Raw genomic sequence first — 22481 nt, forward strand, 5'->3', positions numbered from 1 at the left:
GCTCATCGGCGCAGCTCACTCATGCGGTGGCCACCCTCCGGTAGCGCCAGACCAGGCCGCCGAGGCACGCCGCCGACAGGCCGACGAACACCACGACGTAGGCGGCCTGCATCGGCAGCCCGGTGGGGGGCGTCGCGATGTCGACGTCGGCCCACATCGCCATCAGCCCGCGGTAGAGCGAGTAGGGCGAGAACAGCCCGGCGACCTCCCCGACGCGGGGGTGGTGCTCCTCGCCCGCGATGGCCTGGATCGCCGTGACGATGCCGTTGCCCAGCAACAGCAGCGCGATCGTCGCGACCACGGCGAAACCCCGCCGGGTCGACCACGACGCGATGAGCCCGGCGACCCCGGCCAACGACAGGGCGAGGAGCACCGCGAGCCCCGCGGCCACGGCAGCCCGGTGCGACTGGTCGGAGACGTCGAGCTCACCCAGCAACGCCACTGCATACAGGATGAGGATCGGCAGGAGAAGGAAGACGAGGGTGGCGCCGAGGAGCGCGCCCCAGCGGGCGATCGCATAGGTGGCAGACGGCAGCGGACGCGCGAGGTAGAGCGAGATGGTGCCGTGCCGCAGGTCACGCGAGAAGAGCACCGGCGCCTGCGAGGCGACGAAGATGCCCAGCAGCACCTGGGTCGTGGAGGCGTACCGCGCGTAGCCGATCGGCAGCTCCTTGAGACCCACCAGCACCATCACCCCGCCGACGATGAGCGCCGGCAGGACGTTGAGCACGAGCAGGAGGAACGGCAGCACCTTCGAGCGGCCCGAGCGACCGAGCCCGAAGGTGTTGCGGAAACCGGTGACGAGCAGGGCGCGGGCGATCGCGGCCGGGCCGAGCCGGGGTCCGGTATAGGGGCGGTAGCCGAGATCGTGGATGACGCTGCGGCCCTCGGGGGTCGCGGACGAGGGGTCACGGGAAAGGGGGTCAGACGAAAGGGGGTCAGACGAAATGGGGTCAGGCGAAATGGGGTCAGGCGAAATGGGGTCAGGCGTCGGTTCAGACATCGCTGAACACGTCCTCGATGCGGCGGTGGTCGACCTGCAGGCGCACCAGGCCGAGCCCCAGGTCGCTCGCGGTGTCGCGGATCAGGTCGTGCACATCACGCTGACCGGCGGTGGCGTCGACGGTCAGGAGGGCGCCGCGCGGGACGGTGGGCACCCCTGCCGCGGCGAGCGCCTGCGCCATCCGCGCTGTCGCGTCGTCGCCGTGGACCTCGACGAGCAGGATCCCCGTGGCGTTGAGGAACTCGTCGGTGCGCGAGGCCCGCAGCAGGTGGCCACCGTCGAGGACGACGACGTGGTCGCTCACCCGCTCGAGCTCACCCAGCAGGTGGGAGGTCACGATGACCGCGATCCCGAAGTCGTGTCCGATCCGCTGCACCAGCCCCAGCATCTCCTCGCGGGCGGCGGGGTCGAGGCCGTTGGTCGGCTCGTCGAGCAGCACCAGCCGGGGGTCGTGCGCCAGGGCCTGGGCGAGCTTGGCCTTCTGCTTCATGCCGGTGGAGTAGCCCCCCATCGGCCGGTAGCGCTCCTCGGCCAGCCCGACGTGGCGCAGCACCTCGGCCGCGCGCTCGCGGGCTGCGACCCGGGGGAGCCCCGACATCATCGCCAGGTGGACGACGAAGTCGCTGGCGCTCACGTCGGGAGGGAGGCAGTCGTGCTCGGGCAGGTAGCCCACCGCGGCTCGGATGCTCGACCCCTCCGTGGCGATGTCGTGCCCCAACACCTGCGCGCGCCCGCCCGTCGCCGGCACCAGCCCGAGCAGGATCTTGAGCAGCGTCGACTTGCCGGCGCCGTTGGCCCCCACGAGCCCGGTGATCCCCGACCCGATCTCGAGGTCGAGCGAGTCCAGCGCCAGGACCGGACCGTAGTCCTTGGTCAGGCGCTCGGTCTGCACCACCGCTCCCGAGTGAACTGCTTCCACGCGAGTCACAGTAGCCGCGCGACCCGGTCGGTCGACCGAGGCGGGCCGAACGTCAGGGGCAGCTCAGGGTTGACCCCCAGGCGAATGACTTCAGAAGAGCGACCCTCAGAAGACCGACCCTCAGAAGAGACGGGTGAGGAGTGCGCCCGACCTGCCGGTGTCCCACCACGACCCCAGTGTGCCGCCCGTGCGTCCCGGGTAGACCCGCAGCGCGTTCGTCGTGGTGAGCGCCACGACGTCGTCGATCCCGTCGCCGGTGAGGTCTCCCGGCACCGCCACCTCCCGGATCGTCTGCCAGCCGTTCCCGACGACCCCGACGAGGCGCAGGCTGGTGCCGGTGGACGCGTACGCGCGCAGCGACCCGTCGACCCCGACGGCCAGGAGGTCGCCGCGTCCGTCGCCGGTGAAGTCCCGGCTGCCGAGGATGGTTCGCATGGTCTGCCACCCGTTGCCGAAGACGCGCACCTTGGTGAGCAGGCCGGTCGGCGCGATGGAGTACTGGCCGAGGCTCCCGTCGGGGTACCGGGCCAGGAGGTCGAGGGTGCCGTTGCCGTCGAAGTCCTGCGGGGTGGCGATCACGGTGATCGCGCCCCACCCCTTGCCGACCTGCACGGGGGAGTGGAAGGTCAACGGCCCACTGCCGCGGTAGAGCTGCAGCAGTCCGCCCGCGTCCACCGCGAGCAGGTCGCTGTGGCCGTCGCGGTCGATGTCGCCGGGTGAACCGACCCAGGTCATCGTGGCCCAGCCGCTGCCGAAGGTGGTGGGGGCGCCGAGCCCGCCGCTCCCGGACCCGGGGTGGAAGAGCAGCCGCCCGTCCTGGGCCGTGGCCAGCAGGTCGGTGGTGCGGGTCTGGTCCCAGTCGCCGCGCACGGGGCTCAGCGACGCGGCATGCCGCCAGATGATGCGGCTCGCGCCCTCGATGGTGTCCACCTGCGTGTCCATCGACCCGCTGGTGCTGTGGGTGAGGATTGCGATGGAGTAGGGCGTGGGGCCGCTGGAGCTGAACCCGATGCTGTTCACGTGCCACCCGTCGGTGCGGGGCAGCCAGCCGTTCTTGAGCTGCACGGTGCCCGCCGGGGGCCCCGCGGAGACCCCCCAGTCCTGCGAGGGCGTGATGGAGTCCATCAGCGACAGCCCGTACGCGCGGTTGCGGTTCGAGATGACCGTGTTGGCGTAGGCGAACCGGTTCATCAAGGTCACGTTGTCGGGGGCGGTGGTGACGGTCAGGCCCCAGCTGCCCGTCGAGCTGACGCTGGTGGCGGTCAGGCCCATCAGCCGGTCGACCCGCGCGACCTCCCTGCCCCCACCGACGTAGCTCCACAGGGCGCTCGTCGCCGCGTTGTCGCTGACGCGGATCATCGGGACGATCTTGCTCTTCTCCCACTCGGTCAGGCCACGTCCGCGCTCCTGGGCGCGGCGCATCACCGTGGCCATCACCTGCACCTTCACGATGCTGGCCGTGACGTTCGTGGCCTCGCCCTTGGTGTAGACCATCCGTGGCCCGCCGAGTCCCTGCGCCGAGACGGTGACCGATCCCGGCCGCCCCGCGAGGTATGCCGCGAGCTCGGCCTGGAACGGGAACCGCGCCGTGGCCTCGGCTTGTGCCGTGACGGCACCGGAGTCAGCGGTCGCTGGGTCATCCGTGGTCGGGACCGACTCGACCGCCGTGCTCGCCCCGCTGGACGAGGTGCAGACCAGGCGCAACGAGCCGGTGGTCGCCGCCCGCACCGACCCGCGCTCCGGGGCGCCCGGCTCGTCGAGGGTGACGCTGCCGAGGTCAGGGCACTCGAGGGCACCTTGGGGAGTGGGTTGGTCGGCGACCGCGACGGTCGCCGACCAGAGCCCCGCGACCAGGGCCAGCGCGATGGCCGCGCCCGCGAAGACCTTGCTGTGCGCGGCCATCGGCCACCACCCCCGGCACCGTCCCGCAGGAGCCCTTCACCCCTGCTGACCTGAGGGTATGCCGCGAAGGGCTTCCGCGGGCGGGTTCCGCTGGTGGGCTCCGCGGGTGGACTCCGCGGGTGGGCTCAGTGCCCCGCGACGGGGGGAGTCACGGCTGCGGCCTCCGCGTCGGCCTTGTCTGCGTTGGCCTTGTCTGCGTTGGCCTTGTCTGCGTTGGCCTTGTCTGCGTCGGCCTTGTCTGCCGCCGCCTTGTCGGAGGCGCCCCGCTCGGAGTAGGCCGACCCGCCGCGCAGCTCGATGTGCGGCAGCAGCAGCATGACGAGGAAGCCGACCACCATCACGCCGGAGCCGACGAGGAACACCAGGTCCATCGAGTCCGAGAAGCCCTGGAGGAACGGCTTGGCCAGCCGTGGGTCGAGGTGGTTGAGGAACGAGCTGTCCTTGAGCACCCCGCCGGCGGTGCCGCCGGCCTGACCGGTCGCGGACTGCAGGCCCTTGGCGAACTCGGCGTTGGCCGGGTCGGCCAGCGCGGCCTGGAAGTCCTTGGTGCCGGACGAGGCCTTGAGCGCCGTGGCGATCTTGTCGGGCACCGTGGAGAACAGGATCGACAGGAAGACGGCGGTGCCGAGCGTGCCGCCGATCTGCCGGGTGAAGGTCGCCGACGACGTGGCCACCCCGATCAGGCGCGGCGACACGGCGTTCTGCACGGCGAGGGTGAGTGGCTGGAAGTTGAAGCCCAGTCCCAACCCGAACGCGACCATGACGACGCTGGTCTGCCACAGCGGGGTGTCAGCCTTGATGTAGTGGAAGACGAAGAGCGCGATCGCCAGCAGGGCCGAGCCGATGATCGGGAAGCGGCGGTAGCGGCCGGTGCGGCTGATGATCTGGCCGGAGACGATCGAGCCGGCCATGATGCCCAGCGTCAGGGGCAGCAGGAGCAGGCCGGCCTTGGTCGGCGACGCGCCCTTGACGATCTGCAGGTAGAGCGGCAGCGAGGCGAGCCCACCGAACATGGCCATGCCGATCAGCACCGAGGCGCCGGACGCCACGGCGACGGTCCGCTCCTGGAACAGCGTGAGCGGCAGCAGGGCCTCGTCCTTCATGGCCCGCTCGACGAGCAGGAAGGCGATCACCCCGACGACGCCGATGAGGTAGCAGGCGATCGCGCGGCCTGAGCCCCAGCCCCAGTCACGGCCCTGTTCTGCGACGAGCAGCAGCGGCACGAGGCCGAGGGTCAGGGTGGCGGCGCCCCACCAGTCGATGCGGTGGTCGAGCCGGGTGTGCCGCAGGTGCAGGGTGCGCGAGACGACGAAGAGGGCGGCGATCCCGATCGGCACGTTGACGAGGAAGACCCAGCGCCAGCCGGCGACGCCGAGGATGCTCGACTGTCCCGCGAGGAACCCACCGATGACCGGGCCGAGCACGCTCGACGTGCCGAACACGGCGAGGAAGTAGCCCTGGTACTTGGCCCGCTCGCGCGGCGGCACGATGTCGCCGATGATGGCCAGCGCCAGGGAGAACAGCCCGCCGGCGCCGAGCCCCTGGACGGCGCGGTAGAACGCCAGCTGGAGCATCGACTGCGACAGCGTGCAGAGCACCGAGCCGAGGACGAAGATCGTGATCGCGGTCGAGAAGAACTTCTTGCGGCCGTAGATGTCGGAGAGCTTGCCGTACAGCGGCGTCACGATCGTCGAGGTGATGAGGTAGGCCGTGGTGGCCCAGGCCTGCTGGTCGAGGCCCTTGAGGTCGTCGGCGATGGTGCGGATGGCCGTGGCCACGATGGTCTGGTCGAGGGCGGCGAGGAACATGCCCATCATCAGGCCGACGAGGATCGTGATGATCTGCCGGTGGGTCAGCGGCCCGTCGGGACGGGCGGGGGCGGCGGCTGCCATGTCAGTTCTCCGGGTGACGAGTAGGAAGGTTCTTGCGGTGTCGTTCGAGGTCGGCGCCGAACCGCTCGAGGTGCCCGGCGAAGTCGCTGGCCTCCTCGGGGGTCCAGTCGCCCATCAGCTCGCGGAACCACTCGGTCCGCTGTTGCTGGATGCCGGCGACCAGCCTCCGGCCTTCGGCGCTGAGCTGGACCACCTGGGCCCGGCCGTCGTCCGGGTCGCTCACCTTGTCGACGAACCCGTGCCCCTCGAGGGTGCTCACCTGACGGCTCACGGTGGAGACGTCGGAGTGGACGACCTCGGCGAGCACCGAGACCCGGCGCGGTTCGGCGGCCAGGTTGAACAGGATCGGGTACGCGGTGGCGTCGACCGCCGGGTGGATCCGTGGTGCGTGCTGGCGCATGGCCTGCAGGAGCTTCATCAACCGGATCAGGCCGACGCTGACGCGTTCCGCCGTCTCTCGGTCGAGGTGGTGCTGCGACATGAAGGGGCCTCGGGACGAGAAGTTGTTTGCGACATACAAGTATCACGAGATGGTTGCATGCAGCAAGCAAGCAAGCAAGCGACGACCAAGCAAACAAACCAGCGGGGCTCGGCTAGGGCACGAACACCAGGTTCTCGAGCACCTGGTGCGCGACCGCCTCGTCGCCCTGCACGGTGAAGTGGATGTCCTCGAGGCTGCCGCGCCCCGCCGCGCGCCGCGTCAGCGCGTCCGTCGACAGGGTGATGGTGGTGAACACGTCCTCGGGGTCGCCGTCGTGGGCGATCCCCGAGAACAGCGGAATGCCGCGCGGCTTGCCGTCGTCGGAGTCCTCGACCCACACGCCGGCCCGGCCCACCACCGGGCCGGTGCTCTCGATGATGACGACGTTGCCCGGGGGGATCTGGGCGTTGCGGGCGATGAGCTTCGGCAAGGAGGCAAACAGCAGGTGCATGAAGACGACTGCGCCACCGGAGTCGAGGTCGCCGGGGCGCCCCAGGGCCTGCCGGATGTCCTGTTCGTGGGTCCAGATGTCGAGGATCCGGGTGGGCAGGTTCTCGCCGAGCGGCGCCGGACCCCAGGCCCCCCGCACCACGGTGTCGAGCGTCACGCCGGGGGCGCTGAACTGCTCGACCCGTTCGGCGGCAATGGTCTCCAGCTCGGCGACCACCTTGGCGCCGACCATCGACCGCCTGATCTCGACGGCCCGCTCGATGAACTTCCCCTCCTCGTTGAGGACGTGCTCGTAGTCGGGCAGCTCGACCCGTGGGACGTCACCGGTGTGCAGCCAGGACTCCAGGCCGACGACGTGCGAGATCTGGTCCTTGACGGTCCACCCCGGGCACGCGGTCGGCAGGTCGAAGTCGGCGGCCGAGCAGGAGTGGCCGAGGTCGACCACCGCCTGGGTGGTCTGCTGGTAGGCCGCGACGAGGCCGGGCAGGTCTTCGGGTGCTGCCGGGTGGAGGGGCATGCCCCCACCCTACGAGGTGTCCGCGCTACCTAGGCTGTGTGCATGACCTCCTCCGTCGCGTCCCCGGCGGCCCCCGGGACGGGACAGACCACCGACCCTGCGCCGGCCCGGCTGCCACTCCTGGCGCTCGGTGTCGCCGCCGTGCTGGCGCTGCCGCTCGCCGCGGTGGTCGGAGCGGCCGCGACGGCACCGGTCGTGGCCGACCCCGGCGCGTTCGTCCGCTGGGGCGTCCTCTACGCCCGGGTGGTCCACGACCTGGCCGCGGCGGTGACGATCGGGCTGCTGGTGCACGCGGCATACCTCGTGCCGGAGACCACCCGCACGAACCGCCGCCTCGTCGCCACCCGGCTGGCCGGGATCGCCGCAGGCCTGTGGGCGCTCGCGGGCGCTGCGGGCGCCGCCCTCACGATGGCGGCCTCCATCGGCATCCCCCTCACCGACCCGGCCTTCGGGCAGCAGTTCACGACGTTCGCGTGGACCTACGAGCCCACCCGCGTCGCCCTCATCACGGCGGGCGTCGCCGCCGTGATCTCGCTCGGGGCGCTCGTCGCGAACGGTCGCCCCGCGATGGCTTGGCTGTCGGTCCTCGCCGTGCTGGGGGTCCTCCCGCTCGCCCTCGCCGGGCACGCCGCCGGAGCCACCGACCACGGCACCGCCGTCAACGCCCTCGCCCTCCACCTGGTCGGGGTGACGGTCTGGGTCGGCGGCCTGCTGGCGCTCGCCCTCCTGCGACCCCTGCTCGGGGGTGACCTCGCCGCCACGGCGTCCCGCTACTCCACCCTCGCCGGCTGGTGCTACGGCGCGGTGGCCCTGTCGGGCCTGCAGAGCGCGCTGATCCGGATCGGTCCGTGGAGCGACCTCGGCAGCCGCTACGGCGTGCTGCTGCTGGTCAAGACCGCGGCGCTCCTCCTCCTCGGGTATGCCGGGTGGCGGCACCGCCGCTCGCTGCTCGCCGGCCTGCGTGACGGTCGGACGGCCGCCTTCCACCGCCTCGTCGTCGCCGAGCTGGTGGTCATGGGCATCGCGATCGGCACCGCGGTGGCGCTGGCGCGCAGCGCCCCGCCCGTGCCGGTCACCGCAGTCGAGGACCCTTCCCCCGCATTCGCGCTCACCGGCTACCCCGACCCGGGCCCCCTCACGGGCGACTCGTGGCTGACGGCCTGGATGACCGACTGGCTCTGGCTGGCCCTGGCGGTCGTCGCGGTGGGGCTCTACCTCGCCGGGGTGCGCAAGCTCCGGCGCCGGGGCGACGCGTGGCCGGTCCACCGCACCATCGTCTGGGTGCTCGGCTGGGTGGTGTTCGTCTACGCGACCTCGGGTGCGCCGGGCGTCTACGGCCGGGTGCTCTTCTCCATGCACATGGTCATGCACATGGTCGTCGCCATGCTCGTGCCGCTGCTGCTCGTGCCGGCCGCGCCGCTCCTGCTCGCCCTGCGTGCCCTCCCGTCCCGTCCCGACAAGACCTGGGGCCCGCGCGAGCTGGTGCTCCAGGTCGTCCACTCGCGCCTGCTCAAGGTGGTCGCCAACCCGGTCGTCGCGGCCGCCCTGTTCTTCTTCAGCCTCGCGATCTTCTACTACTCGCCGCTGTTCGAGCTCGCGCTGCGCACCCACACCGGGCACGTCCTGATGGTGGTGCACTTCCTGCTCACCGGGTACCTCTTCACCTGGGTCCTCATCGGGATCGACCCCGGACCCACGAAGTGGCCGCCGCTCATGCTGCTCGTCGTGCTCTTCGCGACGATGTCGTTCCACGCGTTCTTCGGGGTCGTCATGACCGGCAGCTCCACGCTGCTCGCGCCCGACTTCTTCGAGTTCGTGCGGCTCCCGTGGATGACCGACCCGCTCGGCAACCAGCACGAGGCCGGCGCGATCGCGTGGGGCATCGGCGAGGGGCCGACCGTCATCCTCACGCTCCTCGTCGCGGTGGCCTGGGTGCGCAGCGACCGCGCCGAGACGACCCGCAAGGACCGGCAGGCCGACCGGGACGGGGATGCGGAGCTGGCGGCCTACAACGCACACTTGCAGCGGCTCAAGAAGCAGGGCGTGCAGCGGGAGGCAGATCGACCGCGGGGCTTCGAGGGCGACGGCGACGGCAACGACGGAGGAGGGCGGACGTGAGCGTGCGGGTGGCAGTGCTGCAGGTGGCCTACGGCGACGACGAGTCGATGGACGAGCGCGTCGAGCGGGTGGCCGAGCTCGTCCGCCGTCAGGCGGGTCACGACCTCGTCGTGCTGCCCGAGCTCTGGGCCCCCGGGGGCTTCTCCTACCGCGACTGGGCCGAGCGGGCCCAGCCGGTCGAGGGCTCGATCGGGTCGGCCATGGCTGCCGCCGCCCGCGACGCCGGGGTGCTGCTGCACGCCGGCTCGATCATCGAACGGCCCTCCACGGGCGAGACCGGCTCCGACGGCCACGGGCTCTGGAACACCTCGCTCGTCTACGGTCCGGACGGCGGTCTCGTCGCGGCATACCGGAAGATCCACCGGTTCGGCTTCGGGTCGGGTGAGCCGAAGCTCCTCGACGCCGGTGCGGACATCGTCCTCGTCGACCTGCCGGGCGGACCCCCTGCGCACCGCGCGGGGCTGTCGACCTGTTACGACCTGCGGTTCCCCGAGCTCTACCGGCGCCAGCTCGACGCCGGCGCCACGGTGTTCATCGTCCCCGCGGCCTGGCCCGCGGCCCGCGTGCGGCACTGGACGTTGCTGGCCCACGCGCGCGCGATCGAGGACCAGTGCGTCGTCATCGCCTGCAACACGGCCGGCACCCATGCGGGCACCGAGATGGGCGGCCACTCGCAGGTCGTCTCCGCGAAGGGTGAGGCGCTCGCGATGGCCGGGTCCGCCGAAGAGGTGCTGAGCGTCGAGGTCGACCTCGACGCCGTGACCGCCTGGCGCGAGCAGTTCCCGGTCCTGCAGGACCGGCGCCTGTAAGACCTCTCGAAACCGCCGAGCTGCGCCCTCTTAGGCTTGGGGCCATGCGCGCGCGTCACCGCCTCAAGGCCCCGCCCCTGGTGGGTCGGGGCTGGCTCAACACCGGGGGAAAGAGCACCAGCCTGGACGAGCTGCGGGGGCGGATCGTCATCCTCGACTTCTGGACGTTCTGCTGCGTCAACTGTCTCCACGTGCTCGACGAGCTGCGGCCACTCGAGGAGAAGTACGCCGACTCCCTCGTGCTCATCGGCGTGCACTCGCCCAAGTTCGAGCACGAGGCCGACCCCGCCGCCCTGGCCGCCGCGGTGGAGCGCTACTCCGTGCACCACCCCGTGCTCGACGACCCCGAGCTCGTCACCTGGCAGGCCTACACCGCCCGCGCGTGGCCGACCCTCGTCGTCATCGACCCGGAGGGCTACATCGTCGCGTCCATGTCGGGTGAGGGCCACGCGCACGGTCTGTCGGTGCTCATCGAGGAGCTCGTGGCCGAGCACTCCGCGAAGGGCACCTTGCGTCGCGGCGACTCCCCGTATGCCGCCCCGCCTCCTCCGGAGACCGCGTTGCGGTTCCCGGGCAAGGCCGCGGTCCTCGGCGACGGGTCGTTCCTCGTGTCGGACACCGCGCACCACGAGCTGGTCTGGCTCGAGCTCGACCTGGTGACCGAGCGCAGGCGGTTCGGCGGTGCGAATGCGGCCGGCGAGGCCCAGCTGGCCGAGCCACAGGGGGTGCTGGTGCTGCCTGCCGCCACGGCCGAGCGCGTCGGGTACGACGTCGTCGTGGCCGACTCGGTGCACCACCAGGTCAAGGGACTGCGGCTGGCCGACGGTTCGTGGACCCTGCTCGCCGGCACCGGCCGGCAGCTGCGTGAGCGCTCGGGCAGCGGTCCCGCCCGCAAGCAGGACCTCTCCACGCCGTGGGACCTCGCGTGGTTCATCGACCGGGTCGTCATCGCCATGGCGGGCACCCACCAGCTGTGGGCGCTGCACCTGGCCACCGACCCGGCCGACAACACGGTCGCCGTGCTGGGTGGCACTTCCGCGGAAGGCATCCGCGACGGAGCGGCCGACGAGGCGTGGTTCGCGCAGCCGTCGGGACTGGCCGTCTCGCCGGACGGCCAGCGGCTGTGGGTGGCCGACTCCGAGACCTCGGCGCTGCGGTCGCTCGACCTCACCGACGACGGCTTCGTCGTCACCACGCACGTCGGCCAGGGGCTGTTCGACTTCGGTCACCGCGACGGGCCGGCCGACCAGGCGCTGCTCCAGCACCCCCTCGGGGTCACCGTGCTGCCGGACGGGTCGGTGGCCATCAGTGACACCTACAACGGCGCGATCCGCCGGTTCGACCCGGCCACCTCCGAGGTCAGCACGCTCGCGACCGGTTTGCTCGAGCCGTCGGACGCCACGATCGAGCGAACCGACGAGCTGACCGACCAGCGAACCGACGAGCTGACCGACGAGCTGACCGACGAGCGCACCGACGAGCCGGCCGGGCACCGCAGCCAGCTGGTCGTGGTCGAGTCGGCGGCCCACCGACTCGTGCGGATCCCCTTGCCCGACAAGGCCCAGCGCGTCGACGGTCTCGCGCACCAGACCCAGCGGCCGCGCACCGAGGTCGCCCCCGGCCCGCTCGCCCTGACGGTGAACTTCACGCCGCCGACCGGCCAGAAGCTCGACCACCGCTACGGCGACCCCACCCGGCTGGTGGTCTCGGCCACGCCCGAGGGGCTGCTGCGCGATGGCGCCGGCAGTGCGCAGGGGCTCACCCGCACCCTGGTCCTCGACCCAGCCGCCGGTGACGGGGTGCTGCACATCTCGGTGCAGGCAGCGTCCTGCGACGGTGACCCGGTCACCGGTGAGGTGCCCGAGCACGCGGCCTGCCATCTCTACCAACAGGACTGGGGCATTCCGGTCGTCCTGGTCGAGGGCGCGACAGATCGCCTCGACCTCGACCTGCGCGGCACGTGACTCGTCCAGACCGGGTCAGCGCGACGTCCACCCGGCCACGGTGCCCGTGCGCTCCAGCGTGGCGACGAGGGCTTGGGTGAGCAGGGTGTGGCCCGCCTGGTTCGGGTGGTCACCGTCGGCGAGGAGCTCCCCGGTCGGGTCGCGGGAGCCGTCCACGCCCTTGAGTGGTGTGTAGAAGTCCACGTAGAGGGAGCCCGTGTTCTGCGCCGCGTCCTCGATGGTGGTGTTGACCAGTCGCGTGAGGACGGCGCTGCCGGTCTCGAAGTGCTGGCCCCGGGCGCGGCCCACCTCGCCATCCACCGTGACGTTCCAGTACCCGGCCAGGGCGACCCGCAGGTCGGGGTTGGCGTCGAGCTCTCGGATGGCCGGGACGATCCGCAGCAGGTGGGCCCGCATCGCCCGGACGGCGTCGGCCCAGCACGGGGCTGAGGGGTCCTGGAAGCAGGCCGGGTCGTCGACGTCGCCGAAGTCGAAGTCATTGGCGCCGATCTCGATGACCACCAGGTCGGCGCCGGCCAGGTCGGTCCGGGTCGCCCGGGAGCGCAGGGACTCCTCGACGTCGGCCGACGTCCAGCCGTCGACGGCGTCGTTGTGGACCTCGGTCGGCCGGTGCGTCGTGTGCTGCAGCCACGTGCCGAGCTGCTCGACGTAGCCGTTGCAGGCGCAGGTCGACGCAGAGGGGACCGAGTCCCCGAGGGCCACGATCGTGAGTGGGGAGGGGGGCACCGCGGTGACGGACGGCGACGAGGGCACCGGGCTCGGCGTGGGACCCGCGGACGTCGTGGCCGTGGCAGCCGACCGCACGGCCGTGCCAGCTCCGGTGGACGGGTGGCCGCCCCCATGGCGCAGGACGGCCGCGGCCCCGAGCCCCAGGACGACGACGCTGACGGCGGCCCCCACGGCTCGAACGAGGCGCTCAGCCATGGAACCCCGGCAGGGTCTGCCCCAGCCACGCCAGCGCCTGCGGCACGAAGGGCCGGAACACGCTGTCGCGGTGGCCGCCGTGCGCGAGCACGACCGCGGTCACGTTCGTCGGCGGATGCGCGACGCTGAGGAACTTGGAGGTGGAGGGATATGACAAGGGGTCCTCCCGGGTCGTGAGCACCCACAGTGACACGGGCGGCGGGGTGGCCTGCTCGATCCTGACCAGGTCGTAGGCCCGGGACGAGGCAGCGGTGAGCGGGTCGTAGGAGAGGCTGAAGTCCGGTCGGAAGTATCCCAGCAGGATGATCGCCGCCCCGAAGACGTCGGGGTGGCGGATGCTCAGCGACGCCGCGCACCAGGCCCCGTAGGAGTAGCCGACCGCGGCCCAGGACGTGCGCTTGGTCTGCACGTGGAAGTGGCCGGCCACCCACTGGGGCAGGTCGTGGGAGAGCCAGGTGTCGGTCTGGGACTCCCCGGGAGCACCGTTGGCACACTCGGTGTCGAGGCTCGCGGGCGTGTCGATGCGGGGGATGACGACGATCGACGGGGCGAGCCGGTGTCCGGCCGTCAGGGTGTCGATCGAGCTGAGGAAGTTCAGCGCCACGAAGCTGCGCGGTCCGCTGGGGAAGCCGTGGAGCCCGAGGATCACGGGGTAGGCCCGGGTCGACGCCGGGTTGTAGCCGGCCGGGAGGTAGACCAGGACCTGGCCGTGCGCGTGGGAGCGCTGGTCGGACACCAGGTAGCTCTGGAGGCGGTTGCCGGGCGACGGCAGCGCAGGCAGGACCGCGGGCTGGGCCAGGCCGGTCAACCCTCCGCCGAGCCGGGCCGCGAAGGCCTGGTGTGCGGTGCCGCCGTGGTGCAGCTCGACCTGCGTGGACCGGGCACCGAACAGGTCGGACCAGCTCGAGTAGAACAGGTACTTGTCGTTGAGCAACGCGCCGCACAGCGAGACGACGAGGAGGTTGAGCGTGATGACACTGGCCGCGCGCGAGACCACCTTGACGGCGCGGCGTCGCCAGGACGGGCGGTCGCTGATGACCAGCGCGAACACCACGACCGTCAGGGCCGCGATGAGAACCACCAGCCCGGTGCCGGTCAGGGACACCCGTGGTCCGATGGTGTGCGGGCGTGCTCTGCAACGCCTCCCAGTGAGGTCCGCATGGTCCGGACGCTAGTCGCGCCTCCTGAACGCTTGCTGGGTGCCCACGCCAGCTGCTCGGCGTCGGGCTGGAGTCACCCGTCGGTCAGCAGCGGACGGAGTAGCTGACCGACTTCTTCCCGCGGTCGTCGGTGTCGACTCGGTGCCAGTAGCGCGGGTCGTGGGCTCTGCGGTGATGGTGCCCGCACAGGGGCACCGCGAGGTGGAGGTCGGTGTCGCCCCCCGCTGCCCACGGGTCCTCGTGGTGGAGCTCGGACCACGCGTAGGGCCGATCGCACCCCTCGGCGGCGCAGGTGTCGTAGACGGTCGCGAGCGCGACCCGCTGGGCTTCGGTGAAGAAGCGCTCCTGCCGACCGAGGTCGAGCGGCACGGAACGACCACCCAGCACCGCCGGGACGATGCCGGCGTTGCAGGCCAGCCGGCGCGCCTCGCTGGCCGAGAGGTCGTGCCCGGTGTCGAGGTGTGCCGACCCGAGTGATGCCTTGAGCTGCTCGTGGTCAACCGTGACGACCACCGTCGCCGCGACCTTCCCCGAGAGCGTGTCGGTGGGTAGGTGCTCGAGGAGCTCGACGAATGCCGAGCCGTAGCGGTGGGCCCAGTCGCCGTCTGCCACACGGAAGGCGTCCCAGGTGGCGTCTGACACCTCGGCGGCCGTCGTGGCGCCGGCTTCCCTCGCCGCCTTGGCGGCCTGCTGGGCGAACCGTCGGGGCGAGGCGATCTGCTGGACGGTCTTGACGAGGATCGACGCCGCCAGCGTGGGCAGCGTGAAGTGGCCGCTGGTGGTGCCGTCGTCGTTGTGGTGCCAGGTCAGTCGCGACGCGGCCAGCGCCGCCTCCTCCTGGGTGCGCAGCACCGAGTCCTCGTGGGCGTCGACCTCGGCCCGGGACCGCTCGACGGCGGCGAGGGCACGCCGGCCGTCACGGCGCAGGGTGCCCGGGTCGACCAGCTTCGCGCGCCGCACGAGGGCCGTCTCGATGGCGGCCCGCTCGTCGACGCCGAGCCCGTCGGGCAGCTGGCTCGTCGCCGTCGCGATCACTTGGGCGTGCTCCTTGGAGACCTCTCCGGCCGCGAGCGCCTCGCGCGTCGCGGGGAGCCCGGTGTCGAGCGCGGTGGCAAGGCGGACGTCGCGCTGGGCCTCGCCGCCCTCGCGCCGCGTGCGGGCGGCGAGCCAGGCCCCGGTGCCGGTCATGCCCGACTCGGACGCCACCGCCGATCGGTCGGCCTCGGCGACCAGAGCCAGCCGCACCGCCTGGAGCCGGGTGATCGCCCGGTCCACGGCGCCCAGGGCCGCGGTCGCCGCGGCCGAGCCGACCACGTCGCCGCGGTCGACCCGGTCGAGCAGCCGGTCGATCTCGCGCAGCACCTCGACCGTCGCCAGCGGGGCGGGGCGAAGGGAGGCGACTGTGGACATGTAGCCAACTCTAGTCGAACATCTGTTCGAACACAAGCACTCACCCCAGGATAATGACCAGAAAGCTGGTCACGACCCGGGTCGGCCGGTCACCGCGTCGCCCGGACTGCCCCATTGCCCGCCAGACGCGGCCACGGGTTCCGGTATGCGAAGAATGCGCCGCGTTGACGCAGGTCAGGGGCTTTCGGCCGATAGAGTCGAGGCAACGGGCGACCAGTGCCCGCAATCCCCCAGGAGTGAGCATGTACATCGGACTCGGCATCTTCCTGATCGTCGTCGGCGCGATCCTCACCTTCGCCATCGACGCGTCCTCGGTCGGCGGGGTCGACCTCCAGACGATCGGCTGGATCTGCATGATCGCCGGCGTTCTCGCGATCCTGCTGTCGCTCGTCATGACGAACCGTCGTGGCGTCGCCGGCGGTGGCTACTCGGCCCGCCGCGTCAGCCACACCGACCCGGCCACGGGCACCCGCGTCGACGAGGTCGACGTCGACCGTGACGGTCGCATCTGACCCACCCAGCTCGGCGCGCAGCGCCGCGCAGTTCACCGCCACAGGGCGGCCCGGGACCACCCGGCCCGCCCTGTCGCACGTCCGGCGCAGGGGAGAGCTCCCCTGCGGTGCCGGGTGCGTGACGCGCCCCTACGGGTAGTCCTCCCCATCGACGGCCCCGCCCCACGTTCATACCTTCGTCGTCAGCAGCCGGTTCCACCAAGGGGACGGGCGGATCCGAACCACGATGCAGGAGAACGCAATGCGCACACTCAACCTCAGCCAGAAGCCGGTCCGGATGGCCCTCGCCGGCGCCCTCGGCCTCTCGGTCGTCGCTGGCGGCGCGGCCATCGCCGACGCGGCCACGGGCACCATCCGGACCACGGGCGCCACCCTCACGGTGCGCTCCGGACCCGGCACCGGCTACCAGGCCGTGACCGCCCTGCCGAAGGGCACGAAGGTCACCATCAGCTGCCAGACCTACGGCTCGACCGTGAAGGGCACCTACGGCACCTCGAACCTCTGGGACAGGATCGGCACCGGACGCTACGTCTCCGACGCCTACGTCTACACCGGGCGGGACGGCTTCGTCGCCCCGAAGTGCGGCGGCAGCACGCCGGCCCCGACCGGCGCCATCAAGGACGACTACCCCTACCGCGGCGCCACCTCTGGCGTCGACCCGTGGAACTTCTACAAGGGCCAGTGCACCTCCTTCGCCGCCTGGCGGGTCCGCCACAACCTCGGGGTCGCGTTCTCCAACTCCTACAAGGGTCAGCACTGGGGCAACGCCGAGCACTGGGACGACGCCGCCCGTGCTGCCGGCATCCCGGTCCACAAGTCCCCGAAGGTCGGCGACATCGCGGTCCGCAGCAGCGGCACCTGGGGCCACGTCGCCTACGTCGCCAAGGTCAACAGCGACGGCAGCTTCATGGTGGAGGAGTACAACCACGTGCGCTCCGACACCTACAGCTACCGCACGGCCACCCGCGGCACCGGCAGCGAGCAGTTCAGCGACTTCATCCGCTTCCAGGGCTGAGGCGAACCTGCGGCTCAGCGGTGACCAATCCGTTCGGCTCGCTGATCCGAAGTGAGAGAGTGTGCTCGCCCCGGAGGGGAGGGTGGGACCACAGCAACCTGACGGACGCAGAGCAGGTATGCCGAGGGGCTGGCTTCCGGGGGGAAGCCAGCCCCTCGGTGCTGTCGGGTCACACCACCGGCGGGTCGATCCCCGGGGTCCGGGCGGTGGCGGCGGGCCGGGCGATCTCTGCCGGCAGGGCACCGCCGAAGACGCGGTCCCAGCCGAGCGCGACGGCTGCGACGAGCGCGGCGATGATCACGGCGCTGGCACCCAGGCTCTCCTGGGCGACCTCGTGGGGCGTCGTCTGGATGAGCAGACCGCTGGAGATCGAGCTGGCCAGGCCGCCCGCGACCGTCGCGGCCAGGATCACGTCCGCCCCCCACGAGGTGCCACGCCACAGCCGCCGCGTGGCCGCCAGGATCGCGAGGATCGCGGCGACGGCGGCCCACAGGATCAGTGGCTGGACGCGATACGTGCGGTTCGCGTGGGCGTCCTGACGCATCGCGGGCGTCCCCAGGAACAGGCTGGCCACCCCCGGAGGCGTCGCGGCGATGACCTCGCCCCAGATGGATGGAGCCAGCGAATGGGGCAGCTGTGAGTCGATGATGCGCATCGTGTCCGTGGGGTGGGTGAGCAACCAGCCGGCCCACCACCGTTGCCAGTGCGCTGTGGCCCACGCGTCCATCCCCGGACAGGCGGCACTGGTGCGACCGGCCCAGCGCGTGGGCCCGGGGCGGGTGACCACAGCCGGGCTGGCAGGGATCATGCAGGACGGTGCATCGCTCCTGCGCAGGTCGGCGATGACTCGCGAGGCGACGGGGTCGTGGATGCCCAGCGGGTAGGCCATGCCGACGGTCGAGCGTGAGTAACCGAAGGTCTGCGACCAGGTGGGGTCGGCTCGCATGTTGTAGACGTAGCTGTAGCCCGACAACAGCACGAGGATGGCGGCCACTGCGCCGAACAGGATGACCTTCTTGGTGAGTGCCGCGATGAGGGCAAGCCCAAGAGCCCAGGCGAGCAGCACCACGAAGAGGTTCGGCCGGGTCATGGTGTACCAGAGCGCCGCCGCCAGGAAGACCAGCCCGTGACCCCAGGTGGGCTCGCGGGTCAGCTGGACCACAGCCGCGAGGGCGAGGATGCCCGTGGTCATGGCCACCGAGTCGCCGAGGATGACGGTGTCCCAGTTGGCGATCTGAGCAGAGCAGGGGATGAGCACCAGCATGGCGGCGAACAGGCGCCTCGGTCCGGGACGCCGGATGCCTTGCGCCACAACGAGGGCCAAGGCACCCCAGGCAACGGCGGACAGCAGCGCCTGGGCCAGGACGATGACGCGGTCGTTCGGCCACAGTGCCATCCACGCGGTCACGCCGACGGGCCGGATCGAGCGGCCGTCCAGGCTGGTCAGCGAGAAGTCGAACCAGTGGTCGACGTGGCGGTAGGTGCGGGTGTCGGGGTAGGTCGTGGGGCTGACCGACACGACGCCGAGCAGCTTGACCAGGGGGAGGGCGAGAACCATGGCCCGTACGACGGGGTCGTTGCCCAGGACGCGTTCCACGACCCGGCGGGTCGGGGAACGTCCCTGCGGCAACGGAGCCGACGTCCCCCTGTCTGCCATGCGCGAAACGATAGACGTGTGCGGGGGCGCCGGGAAGAGCACGAAGACGGAGGGGCCATTGACCCCCTTCGAGGGCGGGGTAATCATCAAGAGGTCAATCCGAGGGACTGAGGGCGCGATGGCCGAGTCATGGCAACGGACACCACGAGTGGGAATCGTCGTGGTCGCCTACAACGCTGCCTCGACCCTGGTGGACACGCTGGACCGGATCCCCGACGAGATCCTGCCCCAGCTCTCGGAGATCATCATCTCCGACGACGCGAGCCATGACGACACCTTCGTGCTCGCGCGCGAGTGGGGGCGCCGCTCCCAAGCCGTCAGGACGACAGTCGTGCGGCACACCAAGAACCTGGGCTACGGAGGCAACCAGAAGGCCGCCTACGCCATCGCGATCGAGCACGGCCTCGATGTCGTCGTCATGCTCCACGGCGACGGCCAGTACGCCCCGGAAAGTCTCGGCGCCATGTTGGCGCCGTTCAGGACAGGATCTGCCGACGCCGTCTTCGGCTCGCGGATGTTGGTGCCCGGAGCGGCCCGAGCCGGCGGCATGCCCTTCTACAAGCGCATCGGCAACCGCATCCTGACCACCTTCGAGAACGACGTCCTCGGCACGCACCTGAGCGAGTTCCACTCTGGGTACCGCGCGTACTCGACGGCCCTGTTGAAGCGGATTCCCTTTGAGGCCAACAGCGATGGCTTCGACTTCGACACGCAGATCATCGCCCAGATCGTGCATGTCGGCGGCACCATCGTCGAGGTCCCGATCCCCACCTACTACGGCGACGAGATCTGCTACGTCAACGGCCTGCAGTACGCCCGCGACGTCGTCCGAGACGTGGTCGAGTTCAAGCTGGCCACCAAGGGCTTCGGCACCCAGGAGTGGGTGCCCACCCCGGATGAGTACGACTTCAAGGAAGGCGACGGCTCCTCCCACGCGGCGATGCTGGCGATGCTGGACAGGCTGCCGCCGTCGAGGATCCTCGACCTGGGCTGCTCCGGCGGCCTCTTCGCCGAGCGAGCCCGGGCTGCCGGGCACCACGTCGTCGGCGTCGACTACATGGAGATCCCGGGAGTTCGCGAGCGGACCGACGAGTTCCACGTCGCCGACCTCGAGCAGGGTCTCCCCCCGGAGGTCGGCACCGGTTACGACGTGGTGGTTGCCGGCGACGTGATCGAGCACCTGACGAAGCCCGTCGAGGTGCTGAAGAGCATCCGCGAGGTCCTGCGTCCCGGCGGCCAGTTGCTCCTCTCGGTGCCCAACTTCGGTCACTGGTACCCCCGGTTCCGGGTGGTGACCGGCACGTTCGGCTACGACCGCAGGGGAATCCTCGACAACACCCACCTGCGCTTCTTCACGCGGGCGACCCTTCGCCGCGCGGTACGGTCAGCCGGCTTCGACATCCTCGAGGAGTCGGCGACCGGGCTGCCCCTCGGCGCCATCGACGCCGAGGGGTCGTCGCGCCTCCTCGATGTCGTGCGGCGCGTGGATGCGCGGCTCACGCGGGTGCGGCCGACCGTCTTCGGCTACCAGTACGTGCTCCGGCTGACTCCGCACGCCGAGGACGCCATCTACGCGGTGGACCTCGATGCCCAGGGTGCGCATGTGTCGGGCGGAGCAGGGGAGCGATCCGAGGGGATCCCCCGCACTGCGTGACCAACCCGCCCCAGGTATGCCGAAGGGCTGGCTCCCGGTGGGAAGCCAGCCCTTCGGTCGTGCCGGGACCACCCGGCATACCCCGTGGGGGAGCGGAGCCGGCGTCAGAAGGCGGACTCGGGGACGTCCATGAGGGCGTTGTCGGTGGACTCGGCGATCTGGCGCTCGGCCGCGAGCTTCGGCAGGACGTTGCGCGCGAAGAAGGACGCCGCCGCGATCTTGCCCTCGTAGAAGTCGCGGTCCTTGGCGGAGACCTCGCCCTCCAGCGCCTTCACGGCCACGGACGCCTGGCGCAGGAGCAGCCAACCGATGACGAGGTCGCCGGCGGACAGCAGGAGGCGGGAGGTGTTCTGGCCGACCTTGTAGAGGTTGGTGACGTCGCCACCCTCCTGCCGCGGGTCGGACTTCATCAGCTCGCCGACCATGTAGCCGAGGATGCCCTGCACGTCCTCCAGCCCCTTGCCGAGCAGCTCGCGCTCGGTGTCGAGGCGGCCGCCGTCGGCGCCGAGGTCCTTGGCGAACTCCTGCACCTGCATCGCCACGTGCGACAGCGCCTGCGCCTTGTCGCGGATGATCTTGCGGAAGAAGAAGTCGAGGCCCTGGATGGCCGTGGTGCCCTCGTACAGGGTGTCGATCTTGGCGTCGCGGATGTACTGCTCGATCGGGTACTCCTGCAGGAAGCCGGAGCCACCGAGGGTCTGGAGCGACTCGGTGCCGAGCAGCACCCAGGCGCGCTCGGAGCCGACGCCCTTGACGATGGGCAGCAGCAGGTCGTTGACCCGGTTGGCCATCTCCGCGGGGGTGTCAGCGGCGATCTCCTCCGAGCCCGACTCGAGGAACGCCTGGTGGACGGTGTCCTGCTGGGTGGCGGTGTACATCACCAGCGCGCGCAGGCCCTCGGCATACGCCTTCTGCGTCATGAGTGAGCGACGCACGTCCGGGTGGTGCGTGATCGTGACTCGGGGCGCGGCCTTGTCGGTCTGCTGGGTGAGGTCGGCGCCCTGGACGCGCTCCTTGGCGTAGCCGAGTGCGTTGAGGTAGGCCGTCGAGAGGGTCGAGATCGCCTTGGTCCCCACCAGCATCCGCGCGTGCTCGATGACGCGGAACATCTGCGCGATGCCGTCATGGGTGTCGCCGAGCAGCGTGCCGACGGCCGGCTGCTTGTCGCCGAAGGTGATCTCACAGGTGGTGGAGACCTTGAGGCCCATCTTGTGTTCGAGGTTGGTGACGTTGGCGCCGTTGCGCTCGCCGAGCTCACCGGTCTCGAGGTCGATCTGGAACTTCGGGACGATGAAGAGCGACAGCCCCTTGGTGCCCGGGCCGGCGCCCTCGGGACGGGCCAGCACGAAGTGGATGACGTTGTCGGTCATGTCGGACTCACCGGAGGTGATGAACCGCTTGACGCCGGTGACGTTCCACGTGCCGTCGGCGTTCTCGGTGGCCTTGGTGCGACCAGCGCCCACGTCGGAGCCGGCGTCGGGCTCGGTGAGCACCATCGTGCAGTGCCAGCCCTTCTCGACGATCCAGTGGGCGAGCTTCTTCTGCTCGTCGTTGCCGAGGATGTAGAGGAGGTTCGCGAAGGAGTAGGAGGCGGCGAACATCGCGATCGCCGGGTTGGCGCCGAGCACCATCTCGTTCATGGCCCACTTGAGGCTGGGCGGGGCGACGGTGCCGTCGAGCTGGGCGGGGACGTCGACGCTCCAGAAACCGGAGTCGACATAGGCCTGGTAGCTCTTCTTGAACGACTCGGGTATGGTCACCGAGTAGGTCTCGGGGTCGTAGACCGGCGGGTTGCGGTCCGCGTCGGCGAAGGACGCGGCCAGCTCGTTCTCGGCGAGCCTCGACACCTCCTTGAGCATCTCGCGGGCGGTGTCCTGGTCCACCTCCGCGTAGTGGCCCTGGCCCAGCACCTCGCCGCGTCCGAAGACCTCGAAGAGGTTGAACTCCAGGTCGCGCAGGTTGCTCTTGTAGTGGCCCATCGTGGGCACCTCCACGTCTTGAAACGTCGTTGTCGTCGTGCCCGGCCAGTACGTACTGGCCGGTAACTTCCATGGTGCTACTGACCAGTAACGAATGCAAGCCCGTTGTGAGATC

At 70.9% G+C, this 22481-nt stretch carries 17 protein-coding genes; 6 read left to right on the top strand and 11 right to left on the bottom strand.

Annotated features, from left to right (window positions below; genetic code table 11):
* Positions 1-19 precede the first annotated feature (19 nt).
* The 6 genes from AC1DX8_RS08935 to AC1DX8_RS08960 all read right to left on the bottom strand — a co-directional run bounded on the left by AC1DX8_RS08935 (position 20) and on the right by AC1DX8_RS08960 (position 7164).
* Positions 20-1003, bottom strand: coding sequence for a hypothetical protein (locus AC1DX8_RS08935; protein WP_477629565.1), 984 nt, complete (start codon positions 1001-1003; stop codon positions 20-22).
* Positions 996-1922: an ABC transporter ATP-binding protein gene (locus AC1DX8_RS08940; RefSeq protein ID WP_477629566.1), complete on the bottom strand. Its 927-nt coding sequence runs from the start codon at positions 1920-1922 to the stop codon at positions 996-998. Before AC1DX8_RS08940 ends, AC1DX8_RS08935 begins: the two co-directional genes overlap by 8 nt.
* A 120-nt stretch (positions 1923-2042) precedes the next feature.
* The gene (locus tag AC1DX8_RS08945) at positions 2043-3824 is read right to left on the bottom strand and encodes an FG-GAP-like repeat-containing protein (RefSeq protein ID WP_477629567.1); all 1782 of its coding nucleotides are present in this window, start codon (positions 3822-3824) and stop codon (positions 2043-2045) included.
* A gap of 125 nt (positions 3825-3949) precedes the next feature.
* On the bottom strand, positions 3950-5716 hold the full coding sequence (locus AC1DX8_RS08950; protein WP_477629568.1) for an MDR family MFS transporter: 1767 nt from the start codon (positions 5714-5716) through the stop codon (positions 3950-3952).
* Between the two features lies 1 nt (position 5717).
* Positions 5718-6197, bottom strand: coding sequence for a MarR family winged helix-turn-helix transcriptional regulator (locus AC1DX8_RS08955; RefSeq protein WP_477629569.1), 480 nt, complete (start codon positions 6195-6197; stop codon positions 5718-5720).
* Between the two features lie 112 nt (positions 6198-6309).
* The gene (locus tag AC1DX8_RS08960) at positions 6310-7164 is read right to left on the bottom strand and encodes a maleylpyruvate isomerase family mycothiol-dependent enzyme (protein ID WP_477629570.1); all 855 of its coding nucleotides are present in this window, start codon (positions 7162-7164) and stop codon (positions 6310-6312) included.
* A gap of 42 nt (positions 7165-7206) precedes the next feature.
* Between AC1DX8_RS08960 and AC1DX8_RS08965 the strand changes: the two genes are divergently transcribed.
* From AC1DX8_RS08965 to AC1DX8_RS08975, 3 genes are read left to right on the top strand one after another with little or no spacing between them, the layout of a single operon-like run.
* The gene (locus AC1DX8_RS08965) at positions 7207-9282 is read left to right on the top strand and encodes a bifunctional copper resistance protein CopD/cytochrome c oxidase assembly protein (protein WP_477629571.1); all 2076 of its coding nucleotides are present in this window, start codon (positions 7207-7209) and stop codon (positions 9280-9282) included.
* Complete coding sequence (locus AC1DX8_RS08970) at positions 9279-10091, top strand: carbon-nitrogen family hydrolase (protein WP_477629572.1); 813 nt, start codon at positions 9279-9281, stop codon at positions 10089-10091. Before AC1DX8_RS08965 ends, AC1DX8_RS08970 begins: the two co-directional genes overlap by 4 nt.
* A 44-nt stretch (positions 10092-10135) precedes the next feature.
* A complete protein-coding gene (locus tag AC1DX8_RS08975) occupies positions 10136-12055 on the top strand; it encodes an NHL domain-containing thioredoxin family protein (RefSeq protein WP_477629573.1) in 1920 nt (639 codons plus the stop codon).
* Positions 12056-12070: 15 nt separating this feature from the next.
* Here the strand turns inward: AC1DX8_RS08975 and AC1DX8_RS08980 are convergent, their stop codons facing one another.
* The 3 genes from AC1DX8_RS08980 to AC1DX8_RS08990 form a co-directional block, all read right to left on the bottom strand.
* Positions 12071-12979 carry an SGNH/GDSL hydrolase family protein gene (locus AC1DX8_RS08980; RefSeq protein ID WP_477629574.1) on the bottom strand — a complete coding sequence of 303 codons (909 nt, stop codon included), beginning with the start codon at positions 12977-12979 and terminating at the stop codon, positions 12071-12073.
* Positions 12972-14084: an alpha/beta hydrolase gene (locus AC1DX8_RS08985; RefSeq protein ID WP_477629575.1), complete on the bottom strand. Its 1113-nt coding sequence runs from the start codon at positions 14082-14084 to the stop codon at positions 12972-12974. Before AC1DX8_RS08985 ends, AC1DX8_RS08980 begins: the two co-directional genes overlap by 8 nt.
* Positions 14085-14223: 139 nt before the next feature.
* On the bottom strand, positions 14224-15549 hold the full coding sequence (locus AC1DX8_RS08990) for an HNH endonuclease signature motif containing protein (protein ID WP_477629576.1): 1326 nt from the start codon (positions 15547-15549) through the stop codon (positions 14224-14226).
* 242 nt (positions 15550-15791) lie between these two features.
* On the opposite strand from AC1DX8_RS08990, the gene AC1DX8_RS08995 reads away from it, so the two are divergent.
* Together AC1DX8_RS08995 and AC1DX8_RS09000 are read left to right on the top strand one after the other, a co-directional pair.
* Positions 15792-16061, top strand: a complete 270-nt coding sequence (locus AC1DX8_RS08995; RefSeq protein ID WP_477629577.1) for a DUF6458 family protein — start codon at positions 15792-15794, stop codon at positions 16059-16061.
* A 241-nt stretch (positions 16062-16302) separates the two neighbouring features.
* Positions 16303-17076: a CHAP domain-containing protein gene (locus tag AC1DX8_RS09000; RefSeq protein ID WP_477629578.1), complete on the top strand. Its 774-nt coding sequence runs from the start codon at positions 16303-16305 to the stop codon at positions 17074-17076.
* A gap of 169 nt (positions 17077-17245) precedes the next feature.
* Here AC1DX8_RS09000 and AC1DX8_RS09005 read toward each other — a convergent pair whose 3' ends face one another.
* Positions 17246-18733 (bottom strand): hypothetical protein, encoded by a 1488-nt coding sequence (locus AC1DX8_RS09005; RefSeq protein ID WP_477629579.1) that lies wholly within the window; start codon positions 18731-18733, stop codon positions 17246-17248.
* A gap of 148 nt (positions 18734-18881) precedes the next feature.
* Between AC1DX8_RS09005 and AC1DX8_RS09010 the strand changes: the two genes are divergently transcribed.
* Positions 18882-20387, top strand: a complete 1506-nt coding sequence (locus AC1DX8_RS09010; RefSeq protein WP_477629580.1) for a methyltransferase domain-containing protein — start codon at positions 18882-18884, stop codon at positions 20385-20387.
* Between the two features lie 104 nt (positions 20388-20491).
* On the opposite strand, the gene AC1DX8_RS09015 is transcribed toward AC1DX8_RS09010, so the two are convergent.
* Positions 20492-22366, bottom strand: a complete 1875-nt coding sequence (locus AC1DX8_RS09015; RefSeq protein ID WP_477629617.1) for an acyl-CoA dehydrogenase — start codon at positions 22364-22366, stop codon at positions 20492-20494.
* Between the last annotated feature and the right edge of the window lie 115 nt (positions 22367-22481).

The organism is Pedococcus sp. P2_A3 (assembly GCF_056405035.1).

What these genes read in the sequence shown, in the direction of transcription:
- AC1DX8_RS08980 (WP_477629574.1), bottom strand. Translation starts at nt 12,979, where the DNA reads ATGGCTGAGCGCCTCGTTCGAGCCGTGGGGGCCGCCGTCAGCGTCGTC.
- AC1DX8_RS08935 (WP_477629565.1), bottom strand. Translation starts at nt 1,003, where the DNA reads ATGTCTGAACCGACGCCTGACCCCATTTCGCCTGACCCCATTTCGCCT.
- AC1DX8_RS08965 (WP_477629571.1), top strand. Translation starts at nt 7,207, where the DNA reads ATGACCTCCTCCGTCGCGTCCCCGGCGGCCCCCGGGACGGGACAGACC.
- AC1DX8_RS08945 (WP_477629567.1), bottom strand. Translation starts at nt 3,824, where the DNA reads ATGGCCGCGCACAGCAAGGTCTTCGCGGGCGCGGCCATCGCGCTGGCC.
- AC1DX8_RS09015 (WP_477629617.1), bottom strand. Translation starts at nt 22,366, where the DNA reads ATGGGCCACTACAAGAGCAACCTGCGCGACCTGGAGTTCAACCTCTTC.
- AC1DX8_RS08950 (WP_477629568.1), bottom strand. Translation starts at nt 5,716, where the DNA reads ATGGCAGCCGCCGCCCCCGCCCGTCCCGACGGGCCGCTGACCCACCGG.
- AC1DX8_RS08990 (WP_477629576.1), bottom strand. Translation starts at nt 15,549, where the DNA reads ATGTCCACAGTCGCCTCCCTTCGCCCCGCCCCGCTGGCGACGGTCGAG.
- AC1DX8_RS08955 (WP_477629569.1), bottom strand. Translation starts at nt 6,197, where the DNA reads ATGTCGCAGCACCACCTCGACCGAGAGACGGCGGAACGCGTCAGCGTC.
- AC1DX8_RS09005 (WP_477629579.1), bottom strand. Translation starts at nt 18,733, where the DNA reads ATGGCAGACAGGGGGACGTCGGCTCCGTTGCCGCAGGGACGTTCCCCG.
- AC1DX8_RS08960 (WP_477629570.1), bottom strand. Translation starts at nt 7,164, where the DNA reads ATGCCCCTCCACCCGGCAGCACCCGAAGACCTGCCCGGCCTCGTCGCG.
- AC1DX8_RS08975 (WP_477629573.1), top strand. Translation starts at nt 10,136, where the DNA reads ATGCGCGCGCGTCACCGCCTCAAGGCCCCGCCCCTGGTGGGTCGGGGC.
- AC1DX8_RS09000 (WP_477629578.1), top strand. Translation starts at nt 16,303, where the DNA reads ATGCGCACACTCAACCTCAGCCAGAAGCCGGTCCGGATGGCCCTCGCC.
- AC1DX8_RS08995 (WP_477629577.1), top strand. Translation starts at nt 15,792, where the DNA reads ATGTACATCGGACTCGGCATCTTCCTGATCGTCGTCGGCGCGATCCTC.